Raw genomic sequence first — 21,562 nt, forward strand, 5'->3', positions numbered from 1 at the left:
AAAGCCTATAAGCCATAGATTAAACCGTACACGTTAGAAAACAGTTAAATTGGCCGTCTATCTTTGGCCAAATATATAATCACTGTGGCTAAATGGGACCGCAGCGGTTTGTAATAATATCGGGGATAAACATAAGTTGTGGCGGAACTCTTCCCATCTCATAGCGTTGGCGCCCTTTCCGGTTAGCCGCAGGGCATTTTCACGGATCTGCAATTCATTCAGCCATTTCTAGCTCCTATCCGGTTCTAATACTCACCAGCAACGCATAAGCTACTCTTATCAAACAAGAACGCCTGTTCTATTTTACCATTGCTTAAAAAACTTAATCCTGGTTATAATACAAACAAATGTTCTTATTATACCGGAGGCGATCAGTCATGAAAATGAGTATCGGCCAAACGATTGAAATGATATACCTGGACAAAGCGGGCAAGATTACGCAGCGGAAAATTGAAGTGCATGGAATTCGTGACGGCCGCATACGGGCTACCTGTCTGAGCACCGGCCTGCCCCGTGTTTTCCTGACGGACAGCATCTTGTCCTGGCACCCGGTACAGAGGCAGAAATATGCCTAAAGACCGGATCATTCTGCTCTCGGATTGCCAATCCTTCTATGCAAGTGTCGAAAAGGCTGCGCATCCCGAGTATAAAGATAAGCCTGTCGCAGTCGGCGATCCTACGCGGATGAACGGTATTGTCCTGGCTGCCTGCCCCATCGCCAAATCTCATGGTGTAACCACCGCATCACGCGTGGGTGAAGCCATGACCAAATGCCGGGATCTCGTAGTGATCCGCCCGCGGATGAGTACGTATATCAAGGTCTCGCTGATGATTTCAGAAATCTATAAGGGGTATACCGACCAGGTTGAGGCCTTCAGCATCGATGAACAGTTTTTGGATGTGACCGGTTCTTTGAGTGTTTTTGGAGGAGATCTACCGGATATGATTCGTTCCATCCAGCATCATGTCCTGTTATCTACGGGGGTGTGGACCCGGGTGGGGGTCGGACCGACCAAAATTCTGGCCAAGATGGCCAACAACTTTGCCAAGAAGAAGGAAGGAGGGATCTTCAGGCTCGATTACGACAATATAGACACAGAGCTCTGGCCGCTGCCGGTGCATGAAATGTTCATGGTGGCTGGACGGATGACCAAGAATTTTTACCGTATGGGGATTACCACGATTGGAGATATTGCCCGGATGGAGCTGGGGGAATTCAAGCGGAGAATGCGCACAACCATGGGCAAGCAGAGCGATATCCAGGCGGAATATTATTGGCAGACGGCACGCGGGATCGATCCCAGCCCGGTCGTTACCGGGATTCGGCACCAGATTAAGTCGGTTGGACACGGGAAGGCGCTGCGCTGGAACCTCTATACCCGGCTGCCGGAGATTGAAGTTGTGTTGCTGGAGCTGGTGATCGAGGTGTGTCAGCGGGCGCGGAAATACCGGTATATGGGGTCGGTGGTGTCTATCGTGGTGGCAGAGACGGACGGTAACAAATCTAACTCCTACAGCAGACAAGTGACACTGCCGGAGCCCTCGTCTTTAACGCATGAGGTGGCAGCGGCGGCCTACCGCTTATTTGTGGATCATTGGACGGGGATGCCGCTAAGCCGTCTGGCGATCTCTATCTCCCAGCTGACCGATGACAGTGTCATGCAACTCACCTTATTCGATGACCGCATCCGCACATTGAGCAGAGAACGGGCAGTGGATCAGATCAAAACCAGATACGGCAGCCGGGCGCTTATCCGCGCATCCTCTTTGCTGGAATCCGGGGTTGCACTGGAACGGGCGCAGCAGATTGGGGGTCATTATAAATGAGCAAATTAAACGGAAATGAGCGGTGGAAAACTAAGATGTTGATGAGTGAGCATGTGGATCAGTTTGAGGAGAAGCAGGAGGATACGGTTAGAAAAATGATCACTGTCGAGGAGCGGACGATGGTGCGTGACCTCATTTTGCTCCCTTACATAGATACTATGGTCAGCCGGAGCCTGAAGGAGATCGAGCTGTCCAGCAGTATTCTTAAGCGCGCCTTTGTGATTGCCGGTCAAGCGATACAGCGCCGGATCATGCAGGATACCTACCAGCTGCAAAAAGAGCTGAAGCAGCGCAATATCAAAGTGCTGCCCGATGAGCAGGAGGAGTTCCTGGTGTATCACAAAATCTTGTGCCGGGGGTATCAGGAACGGTTCGGACTTACGCGTGATGTGATGCGCACGGAAATAAGCTTAAGGCTGACCAAATATACAGCGGAGCTCGGGGCAGCACTGAAGGATCATCAGAAATTATAACACCAGCTTAGCCGGTGCTGTGATTTCAAATAAAATGAACGGTAGATATGATTGTTTGAAGAGTGGCAAAAATGAACTTGTTCACCCAGGATATCCGTTATTAGGTTATACACCATATCTCTGATTAATCATTGCATGTTGAAACTCTTGTATACTGAAGCCCTGCCTCCTTTCGAGTATAGTAATTGTTAAACGGTAAAACTCAGCAAAGCAGCGATTCTCCTGGTATTAGAGGATCGCTGCTTTGCGTTTTTATAACTATTGTCCATTTCCCGTTTAAACAGCGATTGGAACAACGGTCCGTTCGCGCAGTTTTGAAAAAAGATAAGGGTCTGCCTCTGTTCGTAGATATTGCCTTGCCTCTAATCATTTGTCACCCGGTCGTATCCGGTATAATTGCTTTTGATAGAAATACCGAACATTTTGAAAGTTTAGTGCAGAGGATAATGAATTTTATCATGGGGCATGTTTGATAATATTCAGTTGTAAGCGCAGACAGTAGATGAAAGGGGAGGGCATTATTGAACAGTAAGAGTAAAGTGGTACTAAGCGCGATGTTGGCATTCGGACTGCTCGCCGGATGTGGAAACAAAGGGGATAACGCGCAGCCGGAGGCAGGAACTTCGTCAGCACCCAAAGAAGAGAAGGTATCTCTCACGTTCTGGAGAAACTCGGGCAATGACGCTGAAAATTCAGCCTATGACAAGCTGGTGGCTTCGTTTAATGAAGCGCATCCTAATATCAAGGTTGAGATGAGTCCGATTCCGTATGCCGATTACGACACCAAGCTGAGAACATCCATTGCTTCGGGCAATCCGCCTGATATTATGGCCGTCGACGGCCCGAATATGGCTTCCTATGCCCAAGCGGGTGCTTTACAGCCGCTGACCGCCTTCTTCAAGAAGGACGGTAACCTGGAGGATATTCCGGAATCGACCATTGCCACGTATACCTATAATAATGAAATTTACATGGCTCCGCTCACGGAATCCTCCATTGCTCTTTTCTATAATAAAAAAATGTTTGAAGCGAAGGGAATTCCTCTTCCCTCCAAGAACCCGGAAGAGCCTTGGACCTGGGATCAGGTACTGGATGCAGCTAAAAAGCTTAACGACCCGGCCAAAGGTGTGTACGGCATTGATCCGGCGCAAGGCTTCGGTAATGCAGGAACAACAGCATACTTTAAATATCCGATTATTTGGCAGTTTGGCGGCGAGATCATGAGCCCGGATGGAACAACCTCCAAAGGCTACCTGGATAAGCCAGAGACCAAAAAGGCGTTGCAATTCTTCTCCGACCTGTATAATAAAGATAAAGTGTCCTCCCTGGAGTACCCGCCAGATCCGTTCCCGAACAGCCAGCTGGCGATGACGGTTGACGGCTCCTGGTCACTGGGCAATTATGCCGACAAGTTCCCTAATTTCAAATTAGGCGAAGATTATGATATCGCGCCACTTCCGAAGGAAACTGGGCAGGCTGTCGCGAACGGAAGCTGGTCGCTGGCCATTTCCTCGAAGAGTAAAAATGCCGAAGCTGCCTGGCAGTTTGTAAACTGGGTGACTGGTTCTGAAGGGGCTAAGACCTATTGCTCCATCACAAAAGATATTCCGGCCCGCTATTCAGTAGCCAACGAGTTCCCTGAGCTAAGTCAATATCCGAAGAATATCTTTGTCGTACAGAATCAGAAATTCGGCAGACCGCGTCCGATTACACCGATCTTCCCGCAAATGTCCGAAGCGGTAAACAAGATGATTGAGGAAGTGACCATCGCCGGACGCAACGTGGATACAGCCGTTGCAGAAGCCATCAAAAAGATTGACAAGGCATATGCAGATCTGCCGCAAAAATAATAAAATTTCCAAACATTGCAGAAACGGCAGCCGCCCTTTATCAAAAGGGCGGTAAAGCTGTTTCTTCTTTTAGCTTAAAGAAGCCTCAAGATTTAGCTCCGCGTTGTGGGGTTATTTTAAATTTTTGAACCTTAATGATAGCAAGGGGCGCGGTTGTCATGTTCTACTCGTTACGCAGCAGATTGATGTTGGCTTTTTCGATTCTGCTGATCCTTCCGATTACGGCGGTTGTCTTTATCCTCAGCAAGGAATCGGCGGAGCAGATCCGAAAATCTACCCAGAATTCCACTCTGCAAACCATAGACCAATTTGCCTCCCATGTCAGCACGCTGCTGACGCAAATGGAGGATATGGGCAACCAGGTGCTGAGCAGCGACATCACACAGGAATGGATAACCACCGACCTGAACGATGAGAGCACGAAGGGTGAAAAGTATCTGGCCAAGCAAAAGCTGCGCGGGCTGTTATCCTCCTATGCGATCAATAATTCGAATGTGATTTCCATTTCCACCTTTGCGAAGGGAAAGGGCGGGTTATGGACACAGGACCTGAGCTATCTGAAGAGCAGCTGGTACAGTCAGTTTAAGGAGCAGGACGTGCGCTGGACGCAGGCTCACAAGGACAGGGATCAGGCCGACGACAGCATACGTTCGCGCGATGTCAATAGCCTTGTGCTCCCTTTGGTGCAGCTCCAGTCCCTTAAGGATGTCGGAGTGATCAAAATCAATTATCCTACGGTGCTGCTGCGCCAGGATTTGGACAAAATCAGCTTCGGCAAAAGCGGCAAAGCCTTTTTACTGACGGCTGAAGGCCTCAGTGTACTCAATCAGGATCTGACTGGAGCTGAGCAGCTGCTTAGCGGCGGACTTGCTACTTTGCAGAAACATAGTGGAGGACAGACCAGCGGTATGTTTCCGCTTCGCCAAGGGGGGACCGACTATCTGTTCTTTTACCGCAGGCTGCCTGCGCAGAACTGGCTGATCGTCGGCGAGGTGCCGGAGGCGGAGCTGTATGCCACCATCACAATGCTCAAAGAAACGCTGCTCGTTGCCAGCTTTGTTCTGCTGATCCTTGTCATTATTGTCGCGCTGTGGCTCTCCACCGGCATAACGAAGCCATTAAGTGCCATGGCCCGGGCCATGCGGCATGTCAAAAACGGACAGTTCGAGCTGGCGATGAAGGATATGCCAAAGGTTAGATCACGGCAGAGCGAAGTGGACTATGTGGCCGGTGTATTTGAGCAGATGACCCATCAGCTGAAGTATCTGATTGAGACGGAATTCGAGACCAATCTGCGCCGGAAAAATGCCGAATACAAAGCGCTCCTGCTGCAAATCAATCCACATTTTTACAACAATACACTGGAGATCATCAGCGGTCTGGCGGCGATGAAACGGGAGGATCTGGTCATGGACGCCACGGAAGCACTGGGTAAAATGATGCGTTATTCGCTGAGTCTCGATACGGATCTGGTACAAGTCAGCGAGGAACTTGGCTATATCCGTGACTACCTGTTCCTCCTAAAGCTGCGGCATGAGGATCATCTGATGGTGACGGTCTGGCAGGATTCCGCCGCGGATGAGCTGCTCATCGCCAAGTTTATTCTGCAGCCGCTGGTAGAGAATGCGGTGAAGTACAGCCTGGAAAAGGGGGGGGTCGCCGAGGTGGCGATCACCTCCAGTGTGTGTGAAGAGCGCCTGCACCTGCAGATACAGGATAACGGTTCAGGAATGACACCGGAACTGATCGACAGCATTCTTGCCGATACGGAGCTCAGGGACAGTGTGGGAATCTTAAATCATAAAGGGGACAGCATCGGACTACGCAATGTGCTCTCCCGCTGCCGCCTGTATTACGGCGAACAGTTTGAAGCCGTGCTTGATTCGAAGCTAAATACAGGAACAACCATTACACTGAAGCTGCCGCGGATAGAGAGGTGATTATCATGTATGACATTATGCTGGTGGATGATGAGAAGGGGGTCCGCAACAGTATCAAAGCCAAAATCGACTGGGAAGCCGCCGGCTTCCGGGTGGTCTCGGAGGCCTCAAGCGGCAAGGAAGCGCTGCAGCTGCTGGAGCAGGGACCGCTGCCGCAGCTCGTCATCTCCGATATCCGTATGCCGCAGATGGACGGCATTGAATTTATCCGCATCTGCAAAACGAAGTATCCGCTGCTGAGGACGGTTGTGCTGTCGGGATACTCTGACTTTGATTATCTGAAATCGGCCATACAGCTTGGAGTGAAGGATTATTTGCTGAAGCCGGTAGCCCGCGCAGAACTGAATGAGCTGCTTGGCAAGCTGGGTGAAGAAATTAGACAGGAGCAACAAAAACTGCAGGCCTCACGGCAGGCTCTGCTGCAGAAAAATGAGCAGCTGCGGCTGCTGCAGGAGAATTTTTTGCTGCAAATGGTCAAGGACGAGTGGTACAGCTTGGCGGCTATCAGGGAACGGCTGCAGCAGCTCCAGCTGACCCCGCTGACGGCGGATGATCTGAAGCTGCAGTTTGTTGCTGTGGAGATGAGAGTGCCGGCGGGGCGGATGGCGGACCGGCAGGAGCGCCGGGATCTGCTCAATTTGGCTTTTCAGATGTTATGCCGGGAGACGGCTGCTAAGCGGAAAGGAATCTATCCATTCAGCGATGTCGCCAATTCAGCGATGATGTATTTTCTGGTTATTATGAAGCCGGGGCCGGAGCATGCCGATCGAACGGACAGGTTCGTAGAAGAACTGAAACGAAACATCGCCAGTTACCTGAAGCTGGAATGTGTGACGGGGATTGGCGAGGAAGTGAACGGACTCAAGCGGCTGAAGAACGGTTATGCTTCGTGCATGCTGTCCTGGAGCCAAAGCACCGTGTATAAAGATGGAAAGGGCGAACGGAGCCGGGTGATGGAGCTTACGCAGGCTTTTACCCCGGAGGTGGAGCGGAAGCTGGTGCAGGCGATTGAAAATTTGGACATGAGCACCTTCCGCCAGCAGCTTGACAACATTTTCAGTAGCGAAAGAGATACGCCGATGTTTGCTTTTACCTTTCTGGCCCTGCGGATGCTCCTGATGTTCAGCTCCATCGCCAAGAAGTTCGAGCTCGGCGGCTCCGCCCTGCAGAAGTATTTGTGGAACTGTCAGATGACCATTGCCGATTACCAGTCGCGTGAAGGCGTGCGGGGGCAGATCGATGAGCTGGCGCAGCTGGTTATGGACGAAGTGAGGAAGCTCCGCTTCTCCAGCGGACAGCATATGGTCGAAGCGGTCAGAAAATACGTGGAGGAGAATTTCTCCTACGAGTTGACGCTTTCTTCCCTCGCCGAAATGTTTCATCTGAATGAGACCTATTTATCCGGGCTGTTCAAGCAGCATGTGGGCATTACGTTCAGCGACTATGTCACCAGGCTGAGAATGACCAAGGCGGAGCAGCTTTTGCAAGAGAACGAACTGAAGCTGACCGATATCGCCATGCTTGTCGGCTATTCCAGTTCCAGCTATTTCAGCACCTCTTTCAAAAAAAACAGCGGCAAAAGCCCCAAAGAATACCGTGAATGGTATTTGAAGAATCACCCCTGAAAACATCACAACTTCTGAGCCGATCATATTGAAATGATTTCTCTAGCCGTTCAGCTACAATAGTGTCAACCAAACTAGGAATAGGAGTATGCAGCATGAATGTTTCTGGAGAGAAGCAAGCACATAAAGAGAGCAAAGCTACAAGCAAACTGGCATGTGTGGCCGTAGTACTGCTGGTTATCGCAGGGTGCACTATTGGCGGCAACGGTAATCATACCAGCAATATTTCTGATTCTAAAACTCCGTCCAATGCCATCTCTGCTACTGCACCTGCGGCCTTTCAGTTTTCCGCGGTTCCCAATTACTACACGGAGCTATACCGCCCGCAGTATCATCTGTCGCCGGAAAGCGGGAATATGAGCGATCCGAATGGAATGGTATATTTCGAAGGTGAATATCACCAGTTCTACCAGAACAGCGGCCAGTGGGGTCACGCCGTCAGCACGGATCTGATCCATTGGCAGCATCTGCCGGTAGCGCTCCTGCGCGATTCGCTCGGGGAGATTTGGTCAGGCAGCGCCGTGGTGGACTGGAAGGATACGAGCGGTTTTTTTGGCGGAAAAGCGGGACTGGTTGCGATCTTCACCCATTTCAAAGGTGGAATGCAGTCGCAGAGCCTGGCGTACAGTTCTGATAAAGGACGCACCTGGATCAAATATGAGGGCAATCCCGTGATTCCGAATCCGGGACTCAAGGATTTCAGAGATCCCAAGGTGTTCTGGCATGAGCCTTCGCACGCTTGGGTGATGGTTGTCTCGGTGGACAACCGGGTGAGATTCTATACCTCTCCAGACCTGAAGACCTGGCAGATGACCAGCGAATTCGGCGCCGATCAGGGCTCACATGCCGCCGTCTGGGAATGTCCGGATCTGTTTGAGCTTCCCGTGGAAGGCAGCAAGGAGACCCGGTGGGTGCTGGCGCTCAGCATCGGCAATAACAGCTCAACCCGTGGCTCGGCGGCGCAATATTTCATCGGCAGCTTTGACGGACAGACATTCAAGAACGGGAATGAGCCCTCCAAAGTGCTGTGGACCGATTACGGAAAAGACTTCTACGCCGCAGTGTCCTACTCTGATGTTCCGCAGAGTGACGGCCGCCGGATCTATGCCGGCTGGATGTCCAATTGGCGCTATCCGTTCTCGATGCCAAGCGCTCCGTGGAAAGGGAATATGTCGCTGCCACGGGAGCTGAAGCTGCGCGACGTTCCCGGTGAGGGATTGCGCCTCGTCCAGCAGCCGGTACAAGAGCTGGAAGCCTTGCGTGGCCAAGCGGTCAAGGTGGGAACCCAGCGGCTCAAGCCAGGCAACAATCCACTAGCCAGTCTACACGGGACTTCCTATGAACTCGATACCGAGTTCACCGTGAAGGGAGAGGCGGAATTCGGATTCAAACTGAGAAAAGGCGGAGATCAGGAAACTATTATATCTTATAACAACGTTAATTCAACACTAACAGTGGATCGAACCCGATCAGGCGACAGTTCATTTGAAGCCGGGTTTGCCGAAACGGTTCAGGCTCCCTTAAGAGCGGTAAACGGTAAAATCAGGCTGCATATCTATGTGGATGAATCGACGCTGGAGGTGTTCGGCGCAGACGGTGAGACTGTGGTTTCCAGTATTCTTTTCGCGGGGGCTGCCAGCAACGGGTTGGAGCTGTATGTGAAAAAGGGTGATGTGATGCTGGACCAGGCCGTCATGTATCCGATGGCCAGTGTATGGCGGAATGAGGATCCGGGCGGCTCGGAACCGCTTCGCGTCCTGCTTAGCCAATCCAGCGTGGATGTTCCGCTTGGCGGCACTGTGGAAGCGGCAGCGGCGGTCGTTCCGCTGACAGCTCCCCAGGATCTTACTTGGGTATCAAGTGATGAGGCAGTTGCACAGGTGGAGAGCCGTTCCGGAACATCCGCTGTCGTAAAGGGGCTGAAGGAAGGCCAGACGGAGATTAAAGCCCTTGCTCCGGGTGGGCAAGTGTATGCCGTAATGAACGTGTACGTCTATAAACCGGATTGAAATGGAGTGAAAAGATCATGACAAGCGTTACAGCGGCAGCGGAGTCTGCCTCCAAAACTGCCCCATCAAGCAAAAAGCCCCGCCGGTTTCTGCGGGGAGAAGAAATGACCGCCTGGTGGTTCGTGCTGCCTTCTTTTGCTTTGCTGCTCATCTTTGTGTTCTATCCGATGCTGCAAGCCTTTGTGATCAGCTTTCAGAATTATAACCTGGTGGGATCGACCCGCAGCTTTATCGGGCTGGACAATTACAAGACTCTGGTGACGGACAGGGATTTCCTGGCCAGTCTCAGGCATTCGTTTCATTTTGCCATCGTAGTTATTCCGATTCAGACCTCGATTTCACTGGGCCTAGCACTGTTAATCCAGAAAAAGTTCAAGCTTACCGGCCTGTTCCGCACCCTCTATTTCATTCCGGTTGTCATTTCTACGGCAGTGGCCGCAACGGTGTTCAAACTGATCTACAACAAGGAATTCGGGATTCTGAACAATGTGCTGAAGACATTTCATCTGCCCACTACCAATTTCCTGTCCAACCCGGATACGGCGATGAACGGCGTGATCATGCTGGGAATATGGAAAGGCGTAGGCTTTTTCATGATTATCTTCCTGGCCGGACTGAACAACATTCCGCAAGATTTATACGAGGCGGCCCGGGTAGACGGTGCTACAAAAATACAGCAGTTCTTCCGCATTACGCTTCCTTTGCTGAACCGTACCACGGCCTTCGTTGTGATTATGACGACAATTGATGCCATTAAGCTGTCCGGCCTTGTTTTTGTATTGACCAGTGGAGGACCCAACGGGGCTACCGAAACCGCAGTCTATTATATTTATAAAATGGCCTTCCAGCAGATGCAGATGGGCTACGGCACCGCTGCCGCCTTTATTCTGTTCGCGATTGTTCTCGCCATCTCGCTCGTGCAAATGAGACTGTTCCGGAACGCGGAATATTAATGAGACTACTAGGAGGAATCCACATGAACCGCTTTGCAAGCATTGCCAAGTATACGGTTATGACCGTCCTGGCTGTCATTTCAATTATCCCGATCCTCTGGATGATCTCGGGTTCACTACGCCCTTATGAGGAATTGTTCAAGTACTCCTCCAGCCTGAATATTCATTTGTTCGTTCCTGTCCAGCCAACGCTGGCTAACTTCAAAGAAGTTATCTTCAGCGAGGGCAACCCTTTTCTCCGCTATATCGCTAATACACTGTTTGTGGCAGGGATTGTAACCCTGCTGGTGCTGCTGGTGAATTCGATGTCGGCGTTTGCTTTTGCCAAGCTGCGTTTCCGTGGAAAAGCGGTTGTCTTCGCACTATTCATGTCGGCGATGATTATTCCCGGTGAAGTAACGCTGGTCCCAAACTATCTGCTGATGAATTATTTCGGCTGGCTTAACTCCTATAAGGCGCTGGTGATTCCTTCGATGCTGTCTGTGTTCGGAATCTTTCTGCTCCGGCAGTTCTTCGCGGAAATTCCAGATGAGATTCTGGAGGCGGCCAAAATCGACGGAGCCTCGATGTCCCGGACGTTCTCCAGTATTGTCTTGCCTGCGGCTGTCCCGCCGATGATCACCCTTGCGCTGATGACCTTTCTTGGCAACTGGGATTCATATCTGTGGCCTCTAATCGTTATCAATGACGAAAAGAAACAGATGATCCAGGTAGCCATTGCCACTTTCTCCTCGGTGGAAGGAACAGATTGGTCTAAGATTCTTGCCGCAAGCACCATTTCCACGGTTCCGATCCTGATCCTGTTTCTGTTCCTGCAGCGCTATTACATTCAGGGCATTACGATGTCCGGTGTGAAAGGGTAATGAAGGAACGGGGAAAACGATGAAATACGGTAGAGTGGCGCCCGGTTAATGTGCTGGCCGCATTGCCGCGGCTCGGCAGGCAACGGCCGGATGACAGAAAAGGGACAGCCACTAGGCGTAAATAAGATGACTTTTGAATGAATTAGGAGTCATCTTATTTAGGTTTTAGCCAGTTGAGTGCCTGAACCGCGCGAAACAAGAAACCGAAAGGGCAGCTTGTTTCAAGGCCGTCTTCGGGAATAGATCTCTAAGAGGAGACGCACACTATTAGGGCGATTTACCATCCAGTCTCATTGCAAGCAGATACAGCTGCAGCGATCCGGAAACTCGGTGAGCGGCCTTGAATTGCACAATCATTAGAGAATAAGATGAGGAGGCCCTAAGTTAATGTCCAATAAAAAAAGCTACTATGCATTTGAGGATCCGCTTGGCACTACAATTGAATTTCAAGCTACAAGCTTACAACAAGCCATGGTGATTAAGAAGAAGAAGGCTCATGAATTGGGAATTCCTAAAGAGGCGTTTGAACTCACAAGCATACGCAAAAAGCCAACTCAGAGCACATAGCCTTTCTTCGGGTAGCTTCCTCATACCTCATAGCTTTAGCATGCATAAAGCTATGACAATTTCATCGTAAAGATCAATCTGCATTTACAATTCACTAGGCATGAGCCAAAAATTAACAATTTAGGACAAGAATATGGTTACCTATGCAGCCTTCCGGGATGACAAACATTTGATTGACGTTCGTGTCATCCATATAAAAACCATAAAATTGAATGCCGTCACCGAAAGTTGCGGTCAAGGAAGCATTGTAGTCGGAATAGGAGCGCAGCATCTTTTCAAAGTTTGGCTGGAAGGGCTTATACAGCATGGACGATCTTGGCGTATTCCCCATGTTCAGATTAATCCGGGCGGTGGCGACAGCCTGCTCATTCTCCTCCGGCACCAAGGCTATGGCCGGAAGCTGATCGGGGCTGCCGGACAATGGATCAGGAAGCTGGGCATTCAGCGGATCATAATTACCAGCCCAAAGAAGGTCGTTGGCTTCTATGAGAGCCTGGGTTATATACCGCGAGACTGGAGATCAATAGCGCGGATGGGATTTATATAATTAGCGCTATCTGCGCCGGGGAAATAAGTGGATAAACGACATCTAAAGTTGGGGGATTTGCTGTTTGCGCAGGATTAGTTGGATAAACGACACTTATATTCACTGACACTGCCTAATAACGGGAAATGGGATGGAAATAAGTGACGTTAATCCACTTGTTACCCGTAAAGTGAATTCCAAGGGATGAATAGATGCTGAAAATCCACTTATTTCGGGCGGTGTGGCAAAACTGGCGACCAACAAGTGTCTACAGGTGCGTACGGCGAACTTGAGTCGCGAAACGGTATACGAAGTGCGAGGCGACTATATGTTTGTCCAGGCAGTGAGGAGAATCGGCAAAGTGAGCAACCGAATAGTGTGCGCGAGTACGGAAACGATGGAGAGAGCGGCCGGAAGGTCCCTGCGATTACAGTGCGGCGGCGTTCTTAGCTGCAAACGTCGCTGTCAGCATGCAAAGGAGGTGTCCCTGCAGCCAGTAATGGCTCCGGGAACACCTCCTTTTTTGGCAGCCTGCCGGGTCAATTAATTCTCAGGCTTCGCACCATCATCCGCAGCCTCAGCCACACTCCGCAGTATCCGGAACCCCAGCGGCTCCAGCGTAATGCTGATTCCATCGCCGTCCATCTCCACCGGCTCACCGCTGAAGGCGTCCTGCCAGCTGCCCCCGGTGAATGATTGCTGAAGGGTTAACGGTTCGCTGGAATTGTTCATCCAGACGGTAAAGCGGCTGTTATCATCAAACCGTTCGTACACGAGGCCCCGGCTATCTGCATCACTCTGCAGGAAACGGAAGTGACCGGTACGCAGTACCTCATGTTCCTTGCGCAGGGCAATCATTCGCTGATAGAAGCTGAATAGCTCTCGGTCCTGACGGTCCTCCTCCCAGATCATACATTTACGGCAATCCGGGTCATCTTCTCCCGTAAGTCCGATTTCATCACCATAGAAGATACAAGGCGTTCCGGTAAAAGTAAGCAGAAAGGTGACTGTCAGTTTCAGTCTCCGGGTATCCCCGCCGAGCCGGGTAAGAACTCTGGGGGTATCATGGCTGGCGAGAAGATTGAACAGCACTTCATTGGCCTGCCGCGGGTACCGCATTAGAAGCCCATAGATATGGGAGGCGAAGGTCTCCGGATCCATCTCCTCTCCCTGGAAGAACTCCAGCAGCCGGTCAGAGAAAGGATAGTTCATTACGGAATCGAACTGATCCCCCTGCAGCCAGTTAAGGGAATCGCTCCATACCTCACCGATGATGTACGCCTCCGGGTTAATCTCTTTGACTGCCTGGCGGAATTCGCGCCAGAAGGCATGGTCCACTTCGTTGGCCACATCCAGCCGCCAGCCGTCGATCTGGACCTCGCTAAGCCAGAAGCGGGTGATGTCCAGCAGATATTCTTTGGTTTCCGGGTTGGCCGTATTCAGCTTGGGCATCCCGGCGAAGAAGCCAAACGTATCGTAATTGGGATTGTCACCTTCGGCTTTAACCGGATAATCATAGATATGAAACCAATTGGCGTATTTGGAGGCTGCCCCCTGTTCAATTACATCCTTGAATGGCGGAAACTCCGCGCTTGCATGGTTGAAGACGGCGTCCAGCACTACCTTAAGCCCTTTGGAATGGGCCAGGCTGACCAGCTGCTTCAGCAGCTCCAAATCCCCGAAGCTGGAATCGATCGTTCCGTAGTCTACCGTATCGTATTTATGGTTGCTGGGAGCCTGGAAGATAGGTGTCAGATACAGCGCCGTTACGCCAAGCTCCAGCAGATAATCCAGATGGTCGATAATGCCCTGCAGGTCTCCGCCAAAAAAGCTGTCATTCGCAGGCGTAGCACCCCATTCGAGCGTCCCTTCAGGATCATTCGCCGGATCGCCGTTGGCGAACCGGTCCGGCATGATCTGATAGAAGACCGCGGACTTCGCCCATTCCGGAACATGCAGCAGATCTACCTCGTGAATATAAGGCATTTCATAATAGCCTCCGGGAGGCACGGGCTGCTCCTTCGTATAGAAGCCGGATTCAACCATCCATACCGTCTCCGCATCCGTTTCCAGGCGGAAGCCGTAGGAGAAACGTTTGTGTTCGGGCGTTACCTCGGCTTCCCAGTAATCGAAATAGGCATCTGCACCCACCTTGAGCATTTCCAGCTCCTGATGATGATGCTCCCAATCGTATTTATCGCCCGTTAGCGCAAATACCCGTTTCACATTGTTCTTTTTGCTGCGTAGACGCAGGTGAAAGGTAGTGCTGTTATAAGCATAGGCCCATTTGCCCTGCGGAGAATGATAGAGGCACTCAAGCTCAATGGAGGTGCCTGGTGCTGTTGTTGATGTCAGTGCATGTCTGCTGATAGCCATGTCTATTCCTCCTGGGATCAATAATGAATGGATATAATAACGAATGAATTATGAGCTTTAGTTAATACCCGGGATAAATAGGAATTAAACACCAGATTGATGGGGCATTGGATGGAAAATAGTGGGTGATCGGGAGCGAAGATAGAGGGCTTACAAAGGTGGGGATTTCCGAATCATACAGCCTCATCTGGTCAAAACAACTGCCGGTCAGCAGATGGATGACCGGCAGATAATACCGGGATAGAGTGATGCAGCCTATACGGCATCTGCCCCGGTTCTGTTAATCAGCTCCCGGTAGTCATTACGCACATTGCCCACTGCGGACGAGACCGGATAAGCCAGCATCTGCCTTGCATCATAAGGCTGCAGCAGCTTCATCAGGGAGGGGATATCCTGATTGCTGCGGTCCAGCCACTGTGCTTCCGCGTCCTTGCCCAGAATGACCGGCATCCGGTCATGAATCTCCTCCATGAGGCTGTTCGCAGCTGTGGTGATGATGGTGCAGGTGGCGATTTTGTGGCCGCTTGGGTCAGTCCAGATATCATACAGGCCGGCCATGGAGAAGAGCTGTCCGTCCCGCAAGGTGATGCGCAGCGGCTGCTTGCCGCTCTCCTTGACCTGCCAATCATAGAAGCCGTCTGCCGGAATGATGCAGCGGCGGGACGATACAAGCCCTTTAAATGAAGCTTTCTCCAGCAGCGATTCACTGCGGGCATTGATTAGCTTCGCAGCGTTCTTATCCTCCTTGGACCAGGAAGGCAGAAGCCCCCAGCGCAGCTGGCCAAGCTTATTGCGCTTGCCATCATGAATAACAGCCGGAATATACTGCATCGGAGCCGCGTTGAACTTCGGTGCATAATGGTCGAAGGAAGGATCGCCGGTGAAATACCTGGTCATCAGCTCTTCCAGTGTTACGGTAATCGTATATCTTCCGCACATTTTGCCCGTGCCTCCCTTTAGTGGCTGCCAGTTTACAGCATAGCCGCTTCGTGCTATGCTGCCTATATTTCTCATGATAGCATTACATTATAGAGGAAGAAACTTAAGGATTGTGAAGGAGGGGCGGCGGCTATGATTATCGTAAGTTCCTGCCTGGCCGGAATGAAGGTTAGATATAACGGCACGGATTGTCTGAATCCGGGCATCCAGCACCTGCTGGACAATCAGCAGGCGGTTGCCATATGCCCTGAACTGATGGGCGGCTTCTCTACTCCCCGGGAACCGGCTGAGATCATAGGCGGCAATGGCAGGGATGTACTGGAAGGCCAGGCCCGGGTGATCGACAGAACAGACAATGATGTAACTGCAATGTATATAAAGGGAGCCTATGCCGCACTAGAGCAGGTAAGGAGCTTATCTGCAACTCTGGTGGTGCTCAAGGAGAACAGCCCGTCCTGCGGCAGTTCCATGATCTATAACGGAGAATTTGCCGGTGTGAAGGTGCCGGGAGAAGGTGTAACCTCAGCGCTCTTGCGAATGCACGGCATTGAAGTGATCTCCGAGGAGCAGCTGGCTGCGCGGTTGCAAGAACTCGGGGCTGACGAACCGGCCAAGCCAGCGGAATGAGGCTGCCGGGGCAGCGGAGAGCATGTGCCGGAGATCAGTTTTTCCCAAGTAATACTCCATGGACAAATGTTACAATATTGTGTTTATTAACAGGTGGTAAAAGGGCTTGTTCAGCAGTATAATTGAGTAGTCCTGCAAGTGGAAACGGCCTTGCCGTTCTCTCAAGGACGGTACCGTTTCAGCGAGAAATAGAAGGAAAAATTATCGTGTGAAGCATATAAATTCTTATATTGTAAGAAAATCCTGAATTTCTAGAAGCGGAGAATCTCGTCATGAAACCCATCTATTTGGACCACGCCGCCTCAACACCGGTTCATCCGGAGGTGGCTATGGTTATGTACAATATGTTATTGAACCAGTATGGCAATGCGTCCAGTGTGCACCAGTTCGGACGGTCGGCCAAAAGAATCGTAAATGGAGCGCGCGATAGGATCGCGGGCTTTTTGGGCTGTTCCCCTGATGAGTGGGTGTTCACCAGCGGCGGTACAGAGAGCGATAACCTCGCCCTGTTCGGCGCAGCCTATGCTTCTATTCATAAGGGTAAACATATCATTACCACAGCAGTAGAACATCATGCGGTATTGCATACATGCGGACAACTGGAGCAACAAGGCTTCGAGGTTACTTATCTTCCCGTAGATTCCACAGGACTTGTCTCTCTCCAGGATGTGGAGTCTGCCCTGCGTGAGGATACAGTATTGATTAGCGTAATGTTTGTGAATAATGAAGTGGGAACTGTACAGCCTATAGAAGAGATTGGCAGATTGGCGGCCGGGCGGGGCATTCTTTTTCATGTGGATGCTGTACAAGCCCTGGGCACGCTGCCTATGGTGCTCCGCGAGCTGCCTGTCGACTATATGAGCTTCTCTGCCCACAAGATTGGCGGTCCGCAGGGAATTGGCGGATTGTATGTCCGGCGGGGCGCGCCTCTGCAGCCAAGGCAGCATGGCGGACTTCAAGAGCGCGGCAGACGCGCGGGTACGGAGAGCCTGGCCAGTACAGCCGGCTTCGCCACAGCAGTAGAGCTGGCTGTAGGCGGGCTTGCGGAGCATCATGAGCAGGCGGTCAGGCTGCGGAGCACACTGCTGCAGGAGCTGGACAAGCATGCCGGAGCCGGCGGATATGTAATTAACGGAAATGAACAGCAGACGGTGCCCGGAATTCTGAATGTAAGCTTCCCGGGTGCGAAGACAGATGTGCTGCTGATGAATCTCGATATGGAGCGGATTGCGGCCGCCAGCGGTTCAGCCTGCACCTCGGGCTCTCTGGAAATCTCGCATGTCCTGCAGGCGATGAAGCTTCCGGAAGAACTTTTGAACTCGGCGATTCGCTTTAGTACAGGTTTGGGTAATACTAATGAAGAAATGCAGTTTGTTGCCCAAAAAGTTGGAACCATCTTAAACCGGCTGCGTACTAAAGACTAGGCATTTTTGCGGTCTGGCATCCGTTTGGAAGGTTTCTAGCCTCAGGGAACTCGTAAGTACTATTTAAGGTGAGGGGACTTTGGACGCCATGAAACTTCAAGATATGATTGGCCTCACCGTATATGAAGTTGAAGAAGGTACTGAAGTCGGTGAAATAATCGATATTGGACTGGATTCAAACTGGAACATTACGGGTATTGAACTGGAAAGCAAAACTTTTTTCTCCAGTCATGTGAAAGTTGTGGCATGGGATGATATTGTCGCTTATGGCGAAGATGCTGTCATGATCCGCAATAAAGAGTCGATTATTAAGACCGACGCTGACCATATACCCTATACTTTCCTCTTGGGAAAGAACAAGTTGAAGGATTTGCAGGTGCTTACAGCATCCGGAACGATACTTGGACGAATATCGGATGTTTATTTTGACCAAAAGATGGGAAACACAATAGTAGCGCTGGAAATCAGTGACGGGCTTGTAACTGATTTGATCGAAGGCCGCAAATGGCTGCCTTGTTCTGAAGGAATGTCTATCGGGGAGAATTCGGTACTGGTTCCTGCGATGAGCGAAGAACGGCTTCAAAAAGCCATTAATATTGTTAACGGATAGGTGGAATGTATTATATGAAGTGTCCAAACTGCAACTCCAAGGATATCGGCAAGATCGGTTCCCACCAGTTCTATTGCTGGGGCTGTTTCATCGAACTAACGGTCAACGGCGAGAAAATGTCGGTTTATCAGGTTGAAGAAGATGGCACGCTCAGTTCGCTTGACGATCTGTTCTCGGGTGAAGATGTTGCACAGGATTTCCCGCAGATCCATGCATCCTCCTGATCATTAGCCTGATTCATTCCCGGATAAAGTTACATAGATTCGCCGTGGGGCTGACCTCAAAGCATCGAATGGATGCCTGGGTCAGCCTTGTTTGCTCTTAAGCAGGAGATCCACAAGCCTGCGGTGGGTGTTCCACGAAACGGGTCTTCAATCTTCTACAACACAAAAACCAGCCAATCCTGGATCAGGATCGGCTGGTTTTTGTTGTGTGTGGACCCTGGACAGCGTCTGTTTACAGGATAACTTCTCCTATAAATGCGGAAGTTGCATCTTTGTTATATGTGCTAACGAATTGGTATGTCGCCTCCGGGATACGGGCTCTATACTGAAATCGACTGGCGGCAACGCCGGATTCTGCAAGGTTCTGCATAAGGGGGAATATTGAAATGTACCGTAGAGGAATATCCAAGTTGCTGATTGCCGGTATGCTGCTGTCAGGGATTCAGCTTCCGGGATGCTGACTTCATATTTACCGTAGCCGTACTTGTAGACAGACCGCATTTCTGCACCGTCAAATTTATTATTGCTGGGACTGGTCAGTGCCAGACGAAGCTGTCCGCCGCTTGTAAATGAGATATTGTTAGCGCGCCAGGTGCAGTTGAACATCCCGCCATTGGAATAGCCGTCGGCTTTTTGCCAGGTTGCGGAATTGAAGTAGGTCAGAGGCTCATCAAAGACGGTGGCTGCCGAAACAGACGGAGCTCCAGTGAGTAATCCGGCAAGCAGCAACAGCATGCCTGCACCGCATAATCGTTTTAACCTTTTCATAATAAAAGTACCCCTCCTCGGAATGAAAGCGTTTTACAATATGATTTTAGCGGACCTTGATGCCGGCCACTATACCAACTTTCCAACCCAAATAACAAAAAACCAATTTTTTGCAGGCAAGAGTATTTCATTACCCTCTCACACATACTAATATTGCATGACTGTTAGAGGCTGTACATGTTCAGGAGGGGTATTATGGAGCAATGGTCCCAAAGTAAATGGTTCCGCTTGATGATCGGCGTGCTGCTCTCCCTGATCATTCTTTATTTCGTCTGGCTGCTCCGCCCAATGCTGGAGGGAATATTCCTGTTTCTAAAAGCGATCCTCGCCCCGTTCCTGGCGGCAATGATCATCTCATATGTGCTGAATCCCGTGGTTTCCATGCTCTCCAGGAGAAAAATGCCGCGCAGCGTGGCCGTCCTGCTGATCTATGCCGTATTTCTCACCTCACTCGCGGTAATTCTGATCAACCTGATCCCCATGTTCATCGAGCAGCTTGAGGAGCTTAACGAGCATCTGCCCGAAATGACACTGCATGCGCAGGGTCTGATGCGGAACATGAACTCCAGACTGATTCCGCCCGGCGTGGAGACGGGGATGAATAACTGGTTCTATCAGCTGGAAAACCGCCTGGCCGAAGGTATCTCCCATTTCCTTAATAATATTGCGTCGACGATCGGTATCCTGTTCAATGCATTCATTGTGCCTTTTCTGGTGTTCTACATTCTCAAGGACTTCGATGTGTTCGAACGGACCGTTGTATCCTGCCTGCCCCGTTCCCGCCGCAAGTCGATTGTCACCCTGCTGAAGGATATTGATGAGGCACTCGGCAATTATATCCGCGGGCAGTTTCTTGTCTGCATCATCATCGGCGTGCTGGCCTATATCGGCTATATGATTATCGGTATGCCTTATGCGCTGCTCTTCGCCTGCGTGGTAGCGGTCTTTAACATTGTGCCTTATATGGGTCCGTTTCTGGGTGCGGCTCCGGCCATTGTAATGGCTTCAACCCTCTCGTGGCGCCTGGTACTAATGGTAGCTGTGGTGAATACACTATGCCAAATGCTGGAGAGCAACGTCATTTCGCCGCAGGTGGTCGGACGGAAGCTTCATCTGCATCCGCTGCTGATTATCTTCGCGCTGCTGGTCGGCGGGGAGATCGCCGGAATGATCGGACTGATTCTGGCGGTGCCGTTCTTCGCAGCCGGTAAAGTGGTCATTCAGCATATCATCGCCTATTATATCCGCAGAAAGCCGGCATAAAAGCAGGGATATTGCTAAATCATTGACGGTACATGTATCTTTTGGTTATAATGTGGTGAATATTACGAATAAGAAGCAGTACACATAGCAGTGCGATGAAGAGGAGTATTAATTCGTGAGACCGTTATTGCAGAGAGCCGGCACCTCAGGTGCGAGCCGGTTAACGGACCGCAGTGAACTCACCTCGGAGTAACGGCGCGAGCCGCAGGTTCCTTAAGCTTCATTAATAAGGAGACCGGCGTGTGAACCGTCGTCGCCTCACCCCCGCTAAAGGGTGTCAAAGTGAGTGCCGGACAAAGAATGTCCGCCGCTAACTAGGGTGGTACCACGGGAATTCAAACCTCTCGTCCCTAGCGATAATACGCTAGGGATGGGAGGTTTTTTTGCGGTTCGCCCGGCGGAGCGGGAGAAACCTGGGATGGTTCCAGCGGCGCCGCACGGTCAAGGATATTCCAGCAGTTCCGCGATCCGAAGCGGGGCCTGGGCTTTGCGGATTCTGCCGGCCCGGCGAAGCTTGGGCGGGTTCCTGCCAACCCGGCGAATCAACGGCGGGTTTGGCTTTTCAGCCCTTCCGGCCCAGCGAATCATTGCGGGTTCTTGGACTTTGCTGTTCCGCCAGGGCCAGCGGATTGGTTTAACAGAACTTATGTAAAGATAAAGGAACGGATAGAAATTTTGGAGCTGTAGCAACGTTAGTG

Annotated in this window: 19 protein-coding genes; 15 read left to right on the forward strand and 4 right to left on the reverse strand. The window is 51.0% G+C overall.

The genetic code is table 11. The features are described from left to right. The first annotated feature begins 377 nt into the window (after positions 1 to 377). The 10 genes from NSQ73_RS05705 (at position 378) to NSQ73_RS05750 (ending at position 12,107) form a co-directional block, all read left to right on the forward strand. Complete coding sequence (locus NSQ73_RS05705; protein WP_081970197.1) at positions 378 to 575, forward strand: hypothetical protein; 198 nt, start codon at positions 378 to 380, stop codon at positions 573 to 575. After that, the gene (locus tag NSQ73_RS05710; protein WP_340985684.1) at positions 568 to 1,827 is read left to right on the forward strand and encodes a DNA polymerase IV; all 1,260 of its coding nucleotides are present in this window, start codon (positions 568 to 570) and stop codon (positions 1,825 to 1,827) included. The genes NSQ73_RS05705 and NSQ73_RS05710 overlap by 8 nt, the downstream gene beginning before the upstream one ends. Further along, complete coding sequence (locus NSQ73_RS05715) at positions 1,824 to 2,300, forward strand: hypothetical protein (RefSeq protein WP_042139525.1); 477 nt, start codon at positions 1,824 to 1,826, stop codon at positions 2,298 to 2,300. The genes NSQ73_RS05710 and NSQ73_RS05715 overlap by 4 nt, the downstream gene beginning before the upstream one ends. 521 nt (positions 2,301 to 2,821) lie before the next feature. After that, positions 2,822 to 4,150, forward strand: a complete 1,329-nt coding sequence (locus tag NSQ73_RS05720; RefSeq protein WP_340985685.1) for an ABC transporter substrate-binding protein — start codon at positions 2,822 to 2,824, stop codon at positions 4,148 to 4,150. 158 nt (positions 4,151 to 4,308) lie between these two features. Further along, positions 4,309 to 6,090, forward strand: coding sequence for a sensor histidine kinase (locus NSQ73_RS05725; RefSeq protein ID WP_340985686.1), 1,782 nt, complete (start codon positions 4,309 to 4,311; stop codon positions 6,088 to 6,090). A gap of 5 nt (positions 6,091 to 6,095) precedes the next feature. Further along, positions 6,096 to 7,715: a response regulator transcription factor gene (locus tag NSQ73_RS05730; RefSeq protein WP_340985687.1), complete on the forward strand. Its 1,620-nt coding sequence runs from the start codon at positions 6,096 to 6,098 to the stop codon at positions 7,713 to 7,715. Positions 7,716 to 7,810: 95 nt separating this feature from the next. Then, complete coding sequence (locus NSQ73_RS05735; RefSeq protein WP_340985688.1) at positions 7,811 to 9,724, forward strand: GH32 C-terminal domain-containing protein; 1,914 nt, start codon at positions 7,811 to 7,813, stop codon at positions 9,722 to 9,724. A 17-nt stretch (positions 9,725 to 9,741) separates the two neighbouring features. Further along, a complete protein-coding gene (locus NSQ73_RS05740) occupies positions 9,742 to 10,677 on the forward strand; it encodes a carbohydrate ABC transporter permease (protein WP_081970191.1) in 936 nt (311 codons plus the stop codon). A 23-nt stretch (positions 10,678 to 10,700) separates the two neighbouring features. Beyond that, on the forward strand, positions 10,701 to 11,540 hold the full coding sequence (locus tag NSQ73_RS05745) for a carbohydrate ABC transporter permease (protein ID WP_042238663.1): 840 nt from the start codon (positions 10,701 to 10,703) through the stop codon (positions 11,538 to 11,540). Between the two features lie 387 nt (positions 11,541 to 11,927). Next, a complete protein-coding gene (locus NSQ73_RS05750; RefSeq protein ID WP_039300892.1) occupies positions 11,928 to 12,107 on the forward strand; it encodes a hypothetical protein in 180 nt (59 codons plus the stop codon). Between the two features lie 112 nt (positions 12,108 to 12,219). On the opposite strand, the gene NSQ73_RS05755 is transcribed toward NSQ73_RS05750, so the two are convergent. The 3 genes from NSQ73_RS05755 to NSQ73_RS05765 form a co-directional block, all read right to left on the reverse strand. Next, on the reverse strand, positions 12,220 to 12,528 hold the full coding sequence (locus tag NSQ73_RS05755; protein WP_340985689.1) for a hypothetical protein: 309 nt from the start codon (positions 12,526 to 12,528) through the stop codon (positions 12,220 to 12,222). Positions 12,529 to 13,176: 648 nt separating this feature from the next. Further along, complete coding sequence (locus NSQ73_RS05760) at positions 13,177 to 15,009, reverse strand: alpha-glycosidase (protein WP_340985690.1); 1,833 nt, start codon at positions 15,007 to 15,009, stop codon at positions 13,177 to 13,179. A gap of 255 nt (positions 15,010 to 15,264) precedes the next feature. Next, on the reverse strand, positions 15,265 to 15,948 hold the full coding sequence (locus NSQ73_RS05765; protein ID WP_340985691.1) for an SOS response-associated peptidase: 684 nt from the start codon (positions 15,946 to 15,948) through the stop codon (positions 15,265 to 15,267). A 132-nt stretch (positions 15,949 to 16,080) separates the two neighbouring features. Here NSQ73_RS05765 and NSQ73_RS05770 point away from each other — a divergent pair, with 132 nt between their 5' ends. The 4 genes from NSQ73_RS05770 to NSQ73_RS05785 all read left to right on the forward strand — a co-directional run bounded on the left by NSQ73_RS05770 (position 16,081) and on the right by NSQ73_RS05785 (position 18,833). Further along, on the forward strand, positions 16,081 to 16,575 hold the full coding sequence (locus tag NSQ73_RS05770; RefSeq protein WP_340985692.1) for a DUF523 domain-containing protein: 495 nt from the start codon (positions 16,081 to 16,083) through the stop codon (positions 16,573 to 16,575). Between the two features lie 272 nt (positions 16,576 to 16,847). Beyond that, complete coding sequence (locus NSQ73_RS05775) at positions 16,848 to 17,999, forward strand: cysteine desulfurase family protein (RefSeq protein WP_340985694.1); 1,152 nt, start codon at positions 16,848 to 16,850, stop codon at positions 17,997 to 17,999. A gap of 88 nt (positions 18,000 to 18,087) precedes the next feature. Beyond that, positions 18,088 to 18,609 (forward strand): PRC-barrel domain-containing protein, encoded by a 522-nt coding sequence (locus NSQ73_RS05780; RefSeq protein WP_039300903.1) that lies wholly within the window; start codon positions 18,088 to 18,090, stop codon positions 18,607 to 18,609. A gap of 14 nt (positions 18,610 to 18,623) precedes the next feature. Then, positions 18,624 to 18,833 (forward strand): hypothetical protein, encoded by a 210-nt coding sequence (locus NSQ73_RS05785; protein WP_039300906.1) that lies wholly within the window; start codon positions 18,624 to 18,626, stop codon positions 18,831 to 18,833. Positions 18,834 to 19,082: 249 nt separating this feature from the next. Here the strand turns inward: NSQ73_RS05785 and NSQ73_RS34920 are convergent, their stop codons facing one another. After that, positions 19,083 to 19,601, reverse strand: coding sequence for a hypothetical protein (locus tag NSQ73_RS34920; protein WP_445669482.1), 519 nt, complete (start codon positions 19,599 to 19,601; stop codon positions 19,083 to 19,085). A 195-nt stretch (positions 19,602 to 19,796) separates the two neighbouring features. On the opposite strand from NSQ73_RS34920, the gene NSQ73_RS05795 reads away from it, so the two are divergent. Continuing rightward, positions 19,797 to 20,864, forward strand: coding sequence for an AI-2E family transporter (locus tag NSQ73_RS05795; protein ID WP_042139491.1), 1,068 nt, complete (start codon positions 19,797 to 19,799; stop codon positions 20,862 to 20,864). The last annotated feature ends 698 nt before the right edge of the window (positions 20,865 to 21,562 follow it).

Source organism: Paenibacillus sp. FSL R10-2736 (assembly GCF_038000245.1).
Lineage (GTDB): Bacteria > Bacillota > Bacilli > Paenibacillales > Paenibacillaceae > Paenibacillus_AQ > Paenibacillus_AQ phytohabitans.

Bases quoted from the DNA above. Each gene is read 5' to 3' on its own strand.
- NSQ73_RS05750 (WP_039300892.1), top strand. From the start codon at position 11,928: ATGTCCAATAAAAAAAGCTACTATGCATTTGAGGATCCGCTTGGCACT.
- NSQ73_RS05715 (WP_042139525.1), top strand. From the start codon at position 1,824: ATGAGCAAATTAAACGGAAATGAGCGGTGGAAAACTAAGATGTTGATG.
- NSQ73_RS05735 (WP_340985688.1), top strand. From the start codon at position 7,811: ATGAATGTTTCTGGAGAGAAGCAAGCACATAAAGAGAGCAAAGCTACA.
- NSQ73_RS05740 (WP_081970191.1), top strand. From the start codon at position 9,742: ATGACAAGCGTTACAGCGGCAGCGGAGTCTGCCTCCAAAACTGCCCCA.
- NSQ73_RS05765 (WP_340985691.1), bottom strand. From the start codon at position 15,948: ATGTGCGGAAGATATACGATTACCGTAACACTGGAAGAGCTGATGACC.
- NSQ73_RS05780 (WP_039300903.1), top strand. From the start codon at position 18,088: ATGAAACTTCAAGATATGATTGGCCTCACCGTATATGAAGTTGAAGAA.
- NSQ73_RS05745 (WP_042238663.1), top strand. From the start codon at position 10,701: ATGAACCGCTTTGCAAGCATTGCCAAGTATACGGTTATGACCGTCCTG.
- NSQ73_RS05725 (WP_340985686.1), top strand. From the start codon at position 4,309: ATGTTCTACTCGTTACGCAGCAGATTGATGTTGGCTTTTTCGATTCTG.
- NSQ73_RS05775 (WP_340985694.1), top strand. From the start codon at position 16,848: ATGAAACCCATCTATTTGGACCACGCCGCCTCAACACCGGTTCATCCG.
- NSQ73_RS05730 (WP_340985687.1), top strand. From the start codon at position 6,096: ATGTATGACATTATGCTGGTGGATGATGAGAAGGGGGTCCGCAACAGT.
- NSQ73_RS05705 (WP_081970197.1), top strand. From the start codon at position 378: ATGAAAATGAGTATCGGCCAAACGATTGAAATGATATACCTGGACAAA.
- NSQ73_RS05760 (WP_340985690.1), bottom strand. From the start codon at position 15,009: ATGGCTATCAGCAGACATGCACTGACATCAACAACAGCACCAGGCACC.
- NSQ73_RS05785 (WP_039300906.1), top strand. From the start codon at position 18,624: ATGAAGTGTCCAAACTGCAACTCCAAGGATATCGGCAAGATCGGTTCC.
- NSQ73_RS05770 (WP_340985692.1), top strand. From the start codon at position 16,081: ATGATTATCGTAAGTTCCTGCCTGGCCGGAATGAAGGTTAGATATAAC.
- NSQ73_RS05795 (WP_042139491.1), top strand. From the start codon at position 19,797: ATGGAGCAATGGTCCCAAAGTAAATGGTTCCGCTTGATGATCGGCGTG.
- NSQ73_RS05710 (WP_340985684.1), top strand. From the start codon at position 568: ATGCCTAAAGACCGGATCATTCTGCTCTCGGATTGCCAATCCTTCTAT.
- NSQ73_RS34920 (WP_445669482.1), bottom strand. From the start codon at position 19,601: ATGAAAAGGTTAAAACGATTATGCGGTGCAGGCATGCTGTTGCTGCTT.